Raw genomic sequence first — 14,933 nt, forward strand, 5'->3', positions numbered from 1 at the left:
TAACTAATGACTATAAAAGGTGCTTTAGAGGTTATGAAATGACAAAAAGCTATGTGATGGAACAGAAAGGAATAAGAGAAAACAAAGTATTTTCAATTAGTTATTTATTTTAGAAAAGACAAAAAGGGCAATAGATAAACTCTATTCCCCCAATTATTTATTGGTAGATAATGGCGTTATTCGTGTAATCCACACTCGCGTTTTAAGCCAAAAAATCGTGTTTCTTCTTCACTCATACCCTCTTCCCATTTTCGAGTTGTATGAGTATCTCCCACAGAGAGATAACCTTGCTCCCATAAAGGGTGATAAGATAAGTCGTTTTCTTTAAGATATTGATAGACCTGCTTATTATCCCAATCAACGATAGGTAAAAACTTAAAGATCCCTTTTGCGATTGAAAGCACTGGCAAATGCTCGCGGCTTTTAGCTTGTTGTCGGCGAAGACCTGCAAACCATGTTTGAGCCTGCAATGTTTTTAATGCCCTCTCCATCGGCTCTACTTTGTTTATCTGGTTATAACGTTCAATACCGTCAATACCTTCTAACCAAAGTTTGCCGTAGCGCGCTTCTTGCCAAGATGAAGATATTTCAGCTCGATAGACTTTCAAGTTAAGTTGTAACTGCTCAGTCAGCGTATCAATAAATTGATAGGTTTCAGGAAATAAATAACCTGTATCGGTCAAAACCACAGGAATATCAGGATATTGTCGAGTGATTAAATGCAGACATACCGCAGCTTGGATACCAAAACTAGAGCTTAATACATAGGCTTTAGGCAAATGTTCTAAAGCCCAAGTAACCCGTTCAATGGCGCTTAATTGATCTAACTGTTGATTAATCTCACTCAAAGCATGTGTTTGCTCTTCAACAGGTAACTGTTTTAGCGAAGCAAGCTGAAATAGACTCATACCGCCTCCTGCACTTCATAAAAATCAATCGCTGAATTCAGTACAGGTTTAACAATATTAGTGCGGATAAGAAAATCACCGAACCCTTCATTGTTATGACGAGAAATCGCCCATTCGCCAATCAGTGGATCGAGTATTGCAATGATTTCTTGCGAAGTAATATTTTCACGATACATTCTAGGAATACGTGTCCCAATGCGATTGCCCCCTAAATGCAAGTTGTAGCGATCAGGAGCTTTACCCACCAGCCCAACTTCTGCCAACATAGCACGACCACAACCATTTGGGCATCCCGTTACACGTACAACAATATGCTCGTCACTCACACCATGTTTTGTCATCAAACTATCAAGGGTATCGGTGAATGAAGGCAAAAAGCGCTCAGCTTCTGCCATTGCCAATGGACATGTAGGGAAAGAAACACACGCCATCGCATGTTCACGCAGTGCTGTAACTTCACTATTAATCAAACCGTATCGACGAGCAATCGCTTCAATATTGGCTTTTTCACTTTCTGGTACACCTGCCACAATCAAATTTTGATTGGCAGTCAGTCGGAAATCACCCTGATGAATTTTGGCAATTTCCGCCACGCCCGTTTTTAATGGAGCATCAGGCGTATCAATCAATCGCCCACTTTCAATAAATAAAGTAAGGTGCCATTTATCATCAACACCTTTTAACCAACCGATTTGATCGCCTCGATGGGTAAATTCATAAGGTCGAATAGCTTCAAAAGTTACTCCTGAACGGCGTTCAACCTCTTGTTTAAATGTCTCTACGCCAACACGTTCCAATGTGTATTTTGTTTTTGCATTTTTGCGTTCAGTTCGATTTCCCCAATCACGCTGAGTCGTCACAATGGCTTCTGCAATTGCCAATGTATTCTCAATAGGGATATAACCAAACTCACTGGCTAAGCGGGGAAAGGTATTTTTATCGCCATGCGTCATTGCAAGACCGCCCCCCACAAGCACGTTAAAACCAACTAAATGCCCGTTTTCAGCAATCGCAATAAAATTCATATCATTAGCATGAAGATCAACATCATTGTGAGGTGGGATCACCACCGTGGTTTTAAATTTCCGCGGTAAATAGGTTTCTCCTAAAATAGGCTCTTCATCTGTTGTTGCTACTTTCTCTTTATCTAACCAAATTTCCGCATAAGCATGAGTACGAGGTAACAGATGTTCTGATATTTTTTTCGCCCACTCATACGCTTCTTGGTGTAATGAAGATTGCACTGGGTTTGAAGTACATAACACGTTACGGTTAACATCGTTCGCTGTCGCTAAAGCATCAAGACCTGTTGCCACCAGCATTTGATGTGCGGGTTTTACATTGCCTTTTAAAATGCCATGAAATTGAAATGTTTGACGATTAGTAATACGAATACTGCCATAAAGCGTATTTTCAGTCGCAAACTTATCGATGCTAAGCCACTGTTTAGGCGAAATAATGCCCCCGGGTAAACGGCAACGCAGCATCATTGCATGACGAGGTTCTAACATTTGCTCCGCACGCTCAGCGCGAATATCTCTGTCATCTTGTTGATACATGCCATGAAAGCGGATCAATAGAAAGTTATCGCCTTCAAAACCACCCGTTAAACCATTTTGTAAGTCTTCTGTAATAGTGCCGCGTAAAAAGTGACTCTCTTTTTTCATGCGTTCACTATCAGCCAGTTTCCCTTCAACCACTAAGGGCGCTTGAGTGTGTGATTTCATTTAATAGACATCCCTCTGATAACGCCGTTCTAGGCGTAGCTCACTTAAGTATTCATCTGCTTCTTCAATATTTTTATTGCCATACTCCATCACAATATCTAACAACGCCTGCTCAACATCTTTTGCCATTCGTGACGCATCGCCACAGACATAAAGATAAGCACCTTGCTGTAACCATTGCCAAATCTCACTACCACGTTCGCGTAATTTATCTTGTACATAAATTTTATGTGCTTGATCTCGTGACCATGCTAAATCGATATGAGTTAACAGACCGCTTTTGACATAACGTTGCCATTCCACTTGATAGAGAAAATCTTCTACAAAATGAGGATTACCAAAAAATAACCAGTTTTTACCTGTTGCAGCGTCATTGTCGCGCTGTTGCATAAAACCTCGAAAAGGTGCGATACCTGTACCTGGACCAATCATAATGACGGGTGCGGTGTTATCTTCAGGTAGGCGAAAATGCGCATTTTTTTCGATAAAAACATTGATGCTATCGCCTTCTTTTAAGTTATCAGCTAAAAATCCAGAGGCTCCACCGGTATAAGCTCGAGAGTTAACGTCATAACGTACAACCCCTAAAGTAAGGTGTACTTCGTCTTCGACTTCTTGTTGTGACGATGCAATAGAGTAAAGGCGAGGAGTCAGTGGACGTAAAATATCAACAAAATCTTGTGCCGTAGGTTGAGCACAATATTGGCGTACCATCTCATTAATAGGGTGTTTGTCTGCATATTGCTGAAGCATGGTTTTATCAGCCACTAATGACAATAGATCTTCATGCCGCGTCAATTGGGCATAGGCTTTTACGATAGGTGCGCTATTTTGAGTTAGCTCACAATGATGCAGTAACGCTTCTTTTAAGGTGAATGTTTGAGATTTTAATGTGACAGACTCATTACCCTTTAGCCACAACAAAGCAATCAGTTCATCAACTTTTTCAGGCGAGTTATTAAACCAAACTCCCAGTGCATCACCGGGTTGATATTGCAAATCAGAACCGTCAAGGCTGATTTCAATATGGCGAATGTCTCTATCTGAATTTCTGCCTGTAATTTTTTGATTAGTCAGTAATGTGGCAGTAAAAGGGGCATCTCGATGATAAATAGATGACTCAATTGTATCCGTCGTACCTGATTGCGTTTGTTGTAAGACTTGCGTGCTTTGTGTCGGAACTCTTGCCTTTAAGATCTCTGTAAGCTGTTTTATCCATTCATCCGCAACGGCTTGATATTCAACATCAGCATCAACTCTTGGTAATAAGCGTGTCGCGCCCAGTTGTGCAATTCGCTCATCAAAGTCTTTTCCTGCCTTACAGAAATGCTCATAGGAAGTATCACCTAAGCTCAGTACTGCATAAGACGTTTCTTTCATTTCAGTCGCTTTTTTAGAGTTCAGATATTTATAAAAAGCGATTGCTTCTTCAGGAGGATCACCTTCTCCTTGCGTAGATGTAATGATGATCAAGGTTGTTGTTTTATGGATCTGCTTAAACTTATATTCACCTGCGGAATATAGTTCTACATTCAATTTGTGAGCAACCAGATTATCTCGTAACTGTTCGGCAAGATGACGCGCATTACCCGTTTGAGAAGCAGAGATCAATGTAATGGTTTCCTGCTCTGGTACGTGTACTGAAGTAACCGCTGTCGATGCGGATACAACAGAAGGATTAAGCTGCCCCCACAAATAGCCAGATAACCACGCAATTTGCGCTGTTGAGAGATCTTTTGTTGCGTCCTGTAATTTATTCAATTGCTCCGGTGTTAATGGAAGCATTGATAATAATGGAGGTTGATTGCTCATTTATCCTGCCTTAAAAAGCGAAGCACTTATCTGTGCTTTATTGTTCTTTGATAATATTTCTAATATTGAGAGGGTATCCCACGACTAGAAGGTGAATTAAAGACCTGTTGGCTCTATCTAATAACCTTAAATGCTAAATTTATTTATCGGTTTCCTTTACCAATATAATCAATAAGCAAAAAGGAACATAATAAGCCATTAAGATTAAGGGAGATTAGGCGTGATACGCTAAATCGGCTACACTGGTACACTTCGTACTATTTGTGTCTTTTTTTTACTAATTAAGTCAAGAGAGTTTTGATGACAACCACCATCTTTAAAGATTTTCAGTTTGAAGCCGCTCACCATTTGCCACATGTTCCTGAAGGCCACAAATGTGGACGTCTTCATGGGCACTCCTTTCTTGTTAGATTAGAGCTAACAGGTGAAGTTGATGCACATTCAGGTTGGCTTATTGATTTTGCTGATGTGAAAGCCGCATTTAAACCTACTCTTGAGCGTTTAGATCACTACTATCTTAATGAAATTGAAGGTCTAGAAAATCCGACCAGCGAAGTGCTGGCAAAATGGATTTGGCAACAAGTAAAACCGTCATTGCCATTATTATCTGCGGTGATGGTGAAAGAGACGTGTACAGCAGGATGTATTTATCGCGGTGAATAAATCGGTTTTAACATTAACCCATTATCACCTAAAAGAAAATCAGCCTTTATTGGCTGATTTTTTTATATTAAAAATACGGTCACGCAATATTTAAATATTTATGCGTTTGCATTGAGAAACGCCAATTACGCGCTATGCAGGTTTTAATACATAGTGCTGTCGCACTCTCTTTACAGCTAATAGGTTGTAAAGCAACAACAGGTGCAGGGTGCTCTGAGCGTAATGTCAGTAAGGCATCCAGTGCTTCAATATCTTTTTCACGTCCAACTGGGTGCTTTATCTCATTAGCACGATTGATTGCGCTGGTTAATACCGTAAAGCCCCCCTTCATGCCCACTTTTGGAGAAAGTGTCACCCATGTCTTCTCACTACATAAAATATCGTGAGTGCCACTGGTTTCTATCTGACAGGCAAAACCTGCTTGCTCTAGCCCTTCTGTTAAAGGACGTAAATCATATAAGCAAGGCTCGCCTCCTGTGATAACCACGTGTTTTGCACTATAACCTTGTTGTTGGAAAAGTGATAAAATCTGAGCAACGCTGGCTTCTCCCCAAGCATCACTTTCTTGCGTTTTAATAGGAATATCACCAAGAGGAACTTTTTTTTCGTCTTCTTTTTCCCAAGTATGTTTGGTATCACACCAACTACAACCTACAGGACAACCTTGTAATCGAACAAAAAGCGCAGGAACGCCAGTAAAAACACCTTCACCCTGTAAGGTTTGAAACACTTCATTAATGGGGTATTGCATAAGAAACTCTGATATCCAATGAATGCTGATGATTATTACAGATAACTATCTCACCGTAAGAGGCTTTATGATAAGGTACATGGTTTGTTTTGAATAGCTAACGTGCGAGAAGACACTGAAAAAGAGGATAGCATTCCTCTGTTGGACAGAGATGGGAATACTTTAGATGCAAAAAGAGAATCAACTTTCACGAGGATTATCAGGGCGGCACATTCGTTTCATGGCGCTAGGCTCTGCAATCGGTACAGGTTTATTTTATGGCTCTGCGGCTGCCATTGAGAAAGCGGGTCCTGCTGTATTGCTTGCTTACCTTATTGGTGGTGCGGCAGTATTTATGGTTATGCGTGCATTAGGTGAAATGGCGGTTCATCATCCTGTTGCAGGCTCTTTTTCACAATATGCAAGCCATTATATGGGGCCTTTAGCTGGCTTCTTAACGGGCTGGAACTACGTTTTTGAAATGCTGATTGTCTGTCTAGCTGACGTCACGGCATTTGGTTTCTATATGAAACTCTGGTTCCCAGATGTTGATCAATGGATATGGGTATTAGGGATAGTTTGCTTTATTGGTGCCTTAAACCTTTGCCATGTGAAGATATTTGGTGAAATGGAATTTTGGCTTTCTATTGTTAAAGTCACTGCAATTATCGCCATGATAATTGGTGGTGTTGTCATTATGATGTATGGCTTTGGTCAACAAACTGAACACCCTATTGGTATCTCTAACTTATGGGAGTTTGGTGGCTTTATGCCAAATGGTATTGAAGGGGTTATCGCCTCGCTCGCCATTGTCATGTTTGCCTTTGGTGGGATTGAAGTAATTGGTATTACTGCCAGTGAAGCTAAAGATCCTGAAAAAACCATTCCTAAAGCTATCAATGCTGTACCGTTTCGTATCTTATTGTTCTATGTACTGACGATTTTTATTCTAATGTGCATTTTTCCTTGGCAACAAATCGGCCATAACGGTAGCCCATTTGTACAGATTTTCTCAAATCTAGGGATCAATTCAGCTGCAAATATCTTAAACCTCGTGGTTATCACAGCCGCAATTTCTGCGATTAACAGTGATATCTTTGGTGCTGGTCGTATGATGTATGGCATGGCTCAAGAAGGACAAGCACCAAAATCCTTTATGAAGCTCACTCGCAATGGTGTGCCTTGGATGACTGTGCTAGTAATGTCTGTCGTCTTGCTGCTGGGCGTAGTACTTAACTACCTTATCCCAGAGCAAATCTTCGTTTTAATCGCCTCTATTGCGACATTTGCAACAGTTTGGGTGTGGTTAATGATTTTACTTTCTCAAGTTGCGATGCGTCGTAAGATGAGCGCAGATGAAGTGAAAACACTGAAATTCCCTGTTCCACTATGGCCTGTTGCTCCAGCACTGACTATCGTCTTTATGGCGTTTGTTATTGCAATTTTAGGCTATTTTGAGTCAACCAGAATGGCTTTGGTTGTCGGTATGGTATGGGTAGCTATTTTAACTATCGGCTACTATGTAGGTATCAAACCAAGAATGAACCAGAAATAAATCACTTTTCTGAGTCAACAATTCTGAGCTAAACAATAAAGGCTGTGGATTAATTCACAGCCTTTTTCTTTATTATGCGATCTTCACTAAGCCAGCGCTTGTTTTAAATCAGCAATTAAATCATTCACATCTTCAAGACCAATTGATAATCGAATCAAACCATCACTAATACCATGCCTTTGTCGTTCTTCTGCACTATAAGTAGCATGGGTCATTGTCGCGGGATGTTGAGCTAAAGACTCACAATCTCCTAAACTCACCGCTCGGCTAAAGAGATTTAAGCGATTCAAAAACTCTCTACCTGCTTTTATTCCTCCCTTTAATTCAATGGCGATCATACCTCCAGCTAAACGCATTTGACGCTTAGCAAGTTCGTATTGAGGAAATGAAGCTAGCCCAGGATAATAAATAGTTTCGACTTTAGGATTATCTTCAAGATATTGTGCAATACACTGCGCATTTTGGCAGATCTGTTCCATTCTTATGCCTAACGTTTTTATGCCTCGTAAAATTAACGAGGCATCGTGAGGAGACAGACAAGCACCAGTCATATCCTTTAAACCTTCAACTCGTATTTTATCTGCTAGGGCATGCGTAGTAATAATTGCACCTGCTGTTACATCACCATGACCCGATAAATATTTAGTCATAGAATGCACAACAATATCAGCACCAAGCCCCAAAGGTTGCTGTAAATAAGGCGAGCAATAAGTGCTATCTACCATGACTAAAATATTATGCTGATGTGCAATTTCTGATATTTTTGTGATATCACTCACTCGCATATTGGGATTAGCTGGAGTCTCAAAGAAAATGAGTTTTGTTTTCTCTGTGATCGCTTCTTTTAATTTTTCGAGATTAGTTAAATCAACATGCTTTATTTTAACGCCGAATTTAGCGAGCCCATGATTGAAAAACGTAAAAGTACAGCCATAAAGAGTCATATCTGCAATAAGTTCATCACCAGGTTTAAGCAATGACCAACAACTAGAAGTAATTGCGCCTATACCAGATGAAAAAACAACAGCACCTTCACCATTTTCTAATTGAGCTAAACGCTTTTCTAATAACTCTAATGTAGGGTTTGAGATCCGAGAATAAAAATGCCCTTTTTGTTTTCCGGCAAAACAATCAGCACCATATTGTGCCGTTGGAAAAACAAAAGTAGATGTTTGAAAAACAGGAGGCACTAATGCCCCCTGAGAATCTAACGGAGAATAACCATAATGTATTGCTTGAGTATTAAAATGTTTATTACTTTGCGTCATTATATCTCCTAAATATTAATTAACTTTCTATTCGCTGGTTATTTTCCCCGATAATTTGAACTGTTCTTAGAATAATTGAGATCCCTTTAAGGGTATCAGGATTTCTTAATAATGCAAAAGTTGAACCTAATGTATATTTTTTATCTTGATAAATAGATTCTTTCTTTGCCATATTATAAGCAGCACTTAATTCCCAAACTGGAATTAATGTTTCTTCAAATGCAACAGAAAGTTTTTCAACTGTTGCATTATCCATAATATCTATTGAATCTGATATTAAAGATAATAAATCGACGATATTATCAAACCGCTTTAATGCCAATAATGGTCTTGCTTTTTCTAATAAATGTTGAAGATGTAATTTATCTTCATCAGATAATAGTTGAATATCTGCTGGGCTTAAATTATTCTCACTCATTATTGTATCCCCTATAATAATCCTCTAACGGTTGCCCAATATAAGCCTCGGTTATAACTATTACGCAATAGCCCGCCCAGCTTTGTTGGTGGTGTAGGAATTACGTCATGTTTATAGTCATACTGTAATGGCATACCTGCTGATAATCCCATTTGTGCAACAGCTTGCACTCGACCATCATAAATCGCAGCAGGATAACCATAACGAAGCTCACCACAGATATTATTTGCAATCACTCCCGCTTGGTTATGACAACTACCACCGGCTTTACTAATTGGTAAATCAACCGTATCACCAAGAACATACACTTGATTTAGACCATAGACTTGCAATGTTTCAGGATCAGTAGGTAACCAACCTTCACCATTATTATGTTCACTTAAACCTGTGTTACGGATCGCCTCAACCGCAGTGATAGGTGGAGTACTCATAAGGATATCAAACGGTTCTGCCTCGCCCTCTTTTGAGTAAGCAATTTTCTTATCAGGATCAACATGACTCAATGTAAAGCCTCGCTTCGCTTTAATATCTCGTTCAGAGAATACCGCAGGAAGAACTTCACAAACCTCTTGTTGCATAAACAGGCAGTTTCTTAAAAGTTGAGCAACTGTTGGATAGGTATAAACAATCTCAATATTATTTCTCACTCGACGCTGGCGAAGAAGTTCATCCAGCATCAATGTTGTCTCCATAGGGGCAATACCACATTGATGAGGTACATTAGGTGTTTCAGGAAAACTAACCGTAATAAATACACGACCTTTTTCAATTTTAGCTAATTTATCAGCAAGTGTTCTAGCGGCTTCATATTGGTAGAAATGATTTCCCGCTTCTTTTAAGCCTTCAATTCTATGAGGACTAGGAACACAACCTGTTGCTAATACTAAAAAGTCATAATTGTATTTTTTATTAGACTCGCAATAAATAATTTTATTATTAAAGTCAAAACGTTCTGCTTTATCAATAATAAATTCGATTTCAGGTCTTAATAAGCTTCGTTCTGATCGCATCAGCTCTTCTTTTAAAAAAAGATTGAATGCAATATACATAAATGCAGGTTTGTAATAGTGATTAGGATTATCTGAAATAAGCGTTATTTTAATTTTATTTGAAAATATTTCGTCATTTAATTTTTTAGCAAGGATATTAGCAAGAATAGTTCCGCCGGTACCACCGCCAATAATAACTATATTTTTTGTTGGCATTTTATTTCCTATATCTAGTGATATTAGATAGAACAAAAAAAGTATAGTAAAAGGTATTAATATAACAAATAGATTAAATAGATAGATAAATTACTTATAAAATAATATATCTAATTGATAATTGATATAATCATATTTAATTTTAATATTAACGCTTGAATATTAACTAATATTATAATCACTCATTAATAAAATGTTGCTATTAAAGGATGATGATCTGAGGCATCAGTGATCAGTACTTCTGCATTATTTAGCGATAATCCTCGATAAAAAATATAATCCAAAGGCTTACCAAAGGCTTTTGTTCGCCAATCATTATCAAAAATAACTTCTTTAAGTCTTAACGTTCTCGCAAAACGTTTTAATACATTGACTCTTGGGCGACTCCATGCATTAAAATCACCCGCTAAAATAACGGGTCCTTTATGATGCGTGATGTGAACAGATAAATTACTTAATTGACGCTGATAAACATCAACACCAAAACTAAAATTAATTGCATGTACATTAATGACCATTAAATGATCACCCGTAATGAGCGGATATACCGTAATTAATGCGGATTTGGGTAATCTTAAAAAAGGCTCTTTTTCTCTGAGAGGACAACAATAGATAGGATGAGAACTTGATAATGTCATCACACCTGCTGGGTGTTGTTGAAAAGCCAAGGCTGGAACTTGATCTGCAATTAAATGATGAGTGCCAGCAAAACGGACAAGCTCTGGTGTGGTTTGCGCTTCTTGTAACAAAAGCAAATGCGTATCTGTTGAAAGCGTTTCCAACATATTACGCCAATTGAGTCGTTGCTGTTTATAGATATTCCAAACCGCAATTTTTAGAGTGCCTTCAGTGTAAAGAGGCATTCCGATAGGTAGTGTATCCTTTCTTTCACTTAAAGGCGGGCTGGGCTCAATCCTTTCAACAGGTTGACCTGCCACAAAACGCACTGAATAAGTCGGTTTTTTCGCCATTAGCAACCTCAGATAAACAGCAAGATATCTTGCTATAACTGAAGTATACCAAAGGCAAGCTTCGCTCTCACCCTTTAAAAGGATACTATAATCAACAAAAGTAATTATTTTTATGCATAATAGTTATGATTACTTAAAAATTTCTGATTAATTTGTGGTTTATTCTAAATTTTAAGCAAAAAAAAACCTAAGTCGTTAGACTTAGGTTTCTTAATGTTGGCGGAACGGACGGGACTCGAACCCGCGACCCCCTGCGTGACAGGCAGGTATTCTAACCAACTGAACTACCGCTCCGCGTATTCTTTGCGCGATTAATGTTATTGAACACTAACGCTTTAATTGATGCCTGGCAGTTCCCTACTCTCACATGGGGAGACCCCACACTACCATCGGCGCTACAACGTTTCACTTCTGAGTTCGGCATGGGTTCAGGTGGGTCCGCTGCGCTATGGCCGCCAAGCAAATTCGGTTTTATTACCCGTTACTTCGATTTCTCGTCATAACCAGCAATATTCAATCTTAAACAAGCTTACTTCATCTACTGTTTGTCTCTCAGACAAAACACCTTCGGTGTTGTCAGGTTAAGCCTCACGGTTCATTAGTACTGGTTAGCTCAACGTATCGCTACGCTTACACACCCAGCCTATCAACGTCTTAGTCTTAAACGTTCCTTTAGGTCACTCAAGGTGACAGGGAAGACTCATCTCGAGGCAAGTTTCCCGCTTAGATGCTTTCAGCGGTTATCTCTTCCGCACTTAGCTACCGGGCAATGCCATTGGCATGACAACCCGAACACCAGTGGTGCGTTCACTCCGGTCCTCTCGTACTAGGAGCAACCCCTCTCAATCTTCCAACGCCCACGGCAGATAGGGACCGAACTGTCTCACGACGTTCTAAACCCAGCTCGCGTACCACTTTAAATGGCGAACAGCCATACCCTTGGGACCTACTTCAGCCCCAGGATGTGATGAGCCGACATCGAGGTGCCAAACACCGCCGTCGATATGAACTCTTGGGCGGTATCAGCCTGTTATCCCCGGAGTACCTTTTATCCGTTGAGCGATGGCCCTTCCATTCAGAACCACCGGATCACTAAGACCTACTTTCGTACCTGCTCGAGCCGTCACTCTCACAGTCAAGCTGGCTTATGCCTTTGCACTAACCGCATGATGTCCGACCATGCTTAGCCAACCTTCGTGCTCCTCCGTTACTCTTTAGGAGGAGACCGCCCCAGTCAAACTACCCACCAGACACGGTCCCCGATCCAGATTATGGACCTAGGTTAGAACATCAAACGTTAAAGGGTGGTATTTCAAGGTTGACTCCATGCAGACTGGCGTCCACACTTCATAGTCTCCCACCTATCCTACACATCAAGGCTCAATGTTCAGTGTCAAGCTATAGTAAAGGTTCACGGGGTCTTTCCGTCTTGCCGCGGGTACACTGCATCTTCACAGCGAGTTCAATTTCACTGAGTCTCGGGTGGAGACAGCCTGGCCATCATTACGCCATTCGTGCAGGTCGGAACTTACCCGACAAGGAATTTCGCTACCTTAGGACCGTTATAGTTACGGCCGCCGTTTACTGGGGCTTCGATCAAGAGCTTCTCCTTACGGATAACCCCATCAATTAACCTTCCAGCACCGGGCAGGCGTCACACCGTATACGTCCACTTTCGTGTTTGCACAGTGCTGTGTTTTTAATAAACAGTTGCAGCCAGCTGGTATCTTCGACTGGCTTCGGCTCCGTCCGCAAGGGACTTCACTTACCGCCAGCGTGCCTTCTCCCGAAGTTACGGCACCATTTTGCCTAGTTCCTTCACCCGAGTTCTCTCAAGCGCCTGAGTATTCTCTACCTGACCACCTGTGTCGGTTTGGGGTACGATTGTTGGTAACCTGAAGCTTAGAGGCTTTTCCTGGAAGCAGGGCATCAATTGCTTCACCACCTTAGTGGCTCGTCATCACACCTCAGCATTAAGTGACCGGATTTGCCTAATCACTCTGCCTACATGCTTGAACCGGGACGACCGTCGCCCGGACAACCTAGCCTTCTCCGTTCCCCCATCGCAGTTACCACCAGTACGGGAATATTAACCCGTTTCCCATCGACTACGCTTTTCAGCCTCGCCTTAGGGGTCGACTCACCCTGCCCCGATTAACGTTGGACAGGAACCCTTGGTCTTCCGGCGTGCGGGTTTTTCACCCGCATTATCGTTACTTATGTCAGCATTCGCACTTCTGATACCTCCAGCATACCTCACAGTACACCTTCGCAGGCTTACAGAACGCTCCCCTACCCAACAACACATAGTGTCGCTGCCGCAGCTTCGGTGCATGGTTTAGCCCCGTTACATCTTCCGCGCGGGCCGACTCGACCAGTGAGCTATTACGCTTTCTTTAAATGATGGCTGCTTCTAAGCCAACATCCTGGCTGTCTGAGCCTTCCCACTTCGTTTCCCACTTAACCATGACTTTGGGACCTTAGCTGGCGGTCTGGGTTGTTTCCCTCTTCACGACGGACGTTAGCACCCGCCGTGTGTCTCCCGTGATAACATTCTTCGGTATTCGCAGTTTGCATCGAGTTGGTAAGTCGGGATGACCCCCTAGTCGAAACAGTGCTCTACCCCCGAAGATGAGTTCACGAGGCGCTACCTAAATAGCTTTCGGGGAGAACCAGCTATCTCCCGGTTTGATTGGCCTTTCACCCCCATCCACAAGTCATCCGCTAATTTTTCAACATTAGTCGGTTCGGTCCTCCAGTTAGTGTTACCCAACCTTCAACCTGCCCATGGATAGATCACCGGGTTTCGGGTCTATACCCTGCAACTCATTCGCCCAGTTAAGACTCGGTTTCCCTACGGCTCCCCTATACGGTTAACCTTGCTACAGAATATAAGTCGCTGACCCATTATACAAAAGGTACGCAGTCACCCCACCACTAAGCCTCCTCTGCTTGATTTTGTTGGTTGGACGTCGCTTTCGCTCCGTCTACCGCACATTATCATGCAAAAGAATCGCTGTGAGTTCACCACTAGCTTAGTGGTGGGGCTCCTACTGCTTGTACGTACACGGTTTCAGGTTCTTTTTCACTCCCCTCGCCGGGGTTCTTTTCGCCTTTCCCTCACGGTACTGGTTCACTATCGGTCAATCAGGAGTATTTAGCCTTGGAGGATGGTCCCCCCATATTCAGACAGGATAACACGTGTCCCGCCCTACTCGTCGAGTTCACAATAACAGCATCTTCGGATACGGGGCTATCACCCTTTACTGCCGGACTTTCCAGACCGTTCTCCTGATGCTGCTATTGATTAAGACTCTGGGCTGTTCCCCGTTCGCTCGCCGCTACTAGGGGAATCTCGGTTGATTTCTTTTCCTCGGGGTACTGAGATGTTTCAGTTCTCCCGGTTCGCTTCATGACGCTATGTATTCACGTCATGATAATATCCATTGGATATTGGGTTTCCCCATTCGGAAATCGTCGGGTATAACGGTTCATATCACCTTACCGACGCTTATCGCAGATTAGCACGTCCTTCATCGCCTCTGATTGCCTAGGCATCCACCGTGTACGCTTATTCGCTTAACCTCACAACCCGAAGATGTTTCTCTCGAAGACCAATGTCTTGAGTTCACACTTCAAGGTCTGAGATTTTGAGAGACTCATCAATATACCTCGG

At 41.6% G+C, this 14,933-nt stretch carries 10 protein-coding genes, 1 tRNA gene and 2 rRNA genes; 2 read left to right on the plus strand and 11 right to left on the minus strand.

Features of this window, described 5'->3' with window-relative positions:
- Nucleotides 1-176: 176 nt before the first annotated feature.
- The 3 genes from EHE21_RS14975 to cysJ are packed head-to-tail and all read right to left on the minus strand — an operon-like array spanning nucleotide 177 to nucleotide 4,447.
- The gene (locus EHE21_RS14975; RefSeq protein ID WP_194951110.1) at nucleotides 177-908 is read right to left on the minus strand and encodes a phosphoadenylyl-sulfate reductase; all 732 of its coding nucleotides are present in this window, start codon (nucleotides 906-908) and stop codon (nucleotides 177-179) included.
- The gene (gene cysI, locus EHE21_RS14980) at nucleotides 905-2,635 is read right to left on the minus strand and encodes an assimilatory sulfite reductase (NADPH) hemoprotein subunit (protein ID WP_194951111.1); all 1,731 of its coding nucleotides are present in this window, start codon (nucleotides 2,633-2,635) and stop codon (nucleotides 905-907) included. Before cysI ends, EHE21_RS14975 begins: the two co-directional genes overlap by 4 nt.
- Complete coding sequence (cysJ, locus tag EHE21_RS14985; protein WP_194951112.1) at nucleotides 2,636-4,447, minus strand: NADPH-dependent assimilatory sulfite reductase flavoprotein subunit; 1,812 nt, start codon at nucleotides 4,445-4,447, stop codon at nucleotides 2,636-2,638.
- 297 nt (nucleotides 4,448-4,744) lie between these two features.
- Here cysJ and queD point away from each other — a divergent pair, with 297 nt between their 5' ends.
- Entirely contained in the window at nucleotides 4,745-5,110 is a 366-nt protein-coding gene (gene queD / locus EHE21_RS14990; RefSeq protein ID WP_088494721.1) for a 6-carboxytetrahydropterin synthase QueD, read from the plus strand.
- A gap of 79 nt (nucleotides 5,111-5,189) precedes the next feature.
- Here the strand turns inward: queD and queE are convergent, their stop codons facing one another.
- Nucleotides 5,190-5,861, minus strand: coding sequence for a 7-carboxy-7-deazaguanine synthase QueE (gene queE / locus EHE21_RS14995; protein WP_088494720.1), 672 nt, complete (start codon nucleotides 5,859-5,861; stop codon nucleotides 5,190-5,192).
- Between the two features lie 166 nt (nucleotides 5,862-6,027).
- Between queE and EHE21_RS15000 the strand changes: the two genes are divergently transcribed.
- Nucleotides 6,028-7,395 carry an amino acid permease gene (locus EHE21_RS15000; RefSeq protein ID WP_088494719.1) on the plus strand — a complete coding sequence of 456 codons (1,368 nt, stop codon included), beginning with the start codon at nucleotides 6,028-6,030 and terminating at the stop codon, nucleotides 7,393-7,395.
- A gap of 86 nt (nucleotides 7,396-7,481) precedes the next feature.
- Here the strand turns inward: EHE21_RS15000 and EHE21_RS15005 are convergent, their stop codons facing one another.
- From EHE21_RS15005 to EHE21_RS15035, 7 genes are all read right to left on the minus strand, one after another.
- On the minus strand, nucleotides 7,482-8,663 hold the full coding sequence (locus EHE21_RS15005; protein ID WP_194951113.1) for a methionine gamma-lyase: 1,182 nt from the start codon (nucleotides 8,661-8,663) through the stop codon (nucleotides 7,482-7,484).
- Between the two features lie 19 nt (nucleotides 8,664-8,682).
- Nucleotides 8,683-9,081, minus strand: coding sequence for a hypothetical protein (locus tag EHE21_RS15010; protein ID WP_194951114.1), 399 nt, complete (start codon nucleotides 9,079-9,081; stop codon nucleotides 8,683-8,685).
- Nucleotides 9,082-9,092: 11 nt separating this feature from the next.
- Nucleotides 9,093-10,286: an NAD(P)/FAD-dependent oxidoreductase gene (locus EHE21_RS15015; RefSeq protein WP_194951115.1), complete on the minus strand. Its 1,194-nt coding sequence runs from the start codon at nucleotides 10,284-10,286 to the stop codon at nucleotides 9,093-9,095.
- A gap of 185 nt (nucleotides 10,287-10,471) precedes the next feature.
- Nucleotides 10,472-11,257: an endonuclease/exonuclease/phosphatase family protein gene (locus tag EHE21_RS15020; RefSeq protein WP_102949462.1), complete on the minus strand. Its 786-nt coding sequence runs from the start codon at nucleotides 11,255-11,257 to the stop codon at nucleotides 10,472-10,474.
- Nucleotides 11,258-11,474: 217 nt separating this feature from the next.
- Nucleotides 11,475-11,551: transfer RNA gene (locus EHE21_RS15025), tRNA-Asp, on the minus strand.
- Between the two features lie 50 nt (nucleotides 11,552-11,601).
- Nucleotides 11,602-11,717: ribosomal RNA gene (gene rrf, locus EHE21_RS15030) — 5S ribosomal RNA — on the minus strand.
- Between the two features lie 117 nt (nucleotides 11,718-11,834).
- Nucleotides 11,835-14,842, minus strand: a 23S ribosomal RNA gene (locus EHE21_RS15035).
- Nucleotides 14,843-14,933: the final 91 nt, after the last annotated feature.

This window comes from Proteus sp. GOKU (genome assembly GCF_015475555.1).
GTDB classification, from domain to species: Bacteria; Pseudomonadota; Gammaproteobacteria; order Enterobacterales; family Enterobacteriaceae; genus Proteus; species Proteus mirabilis_B.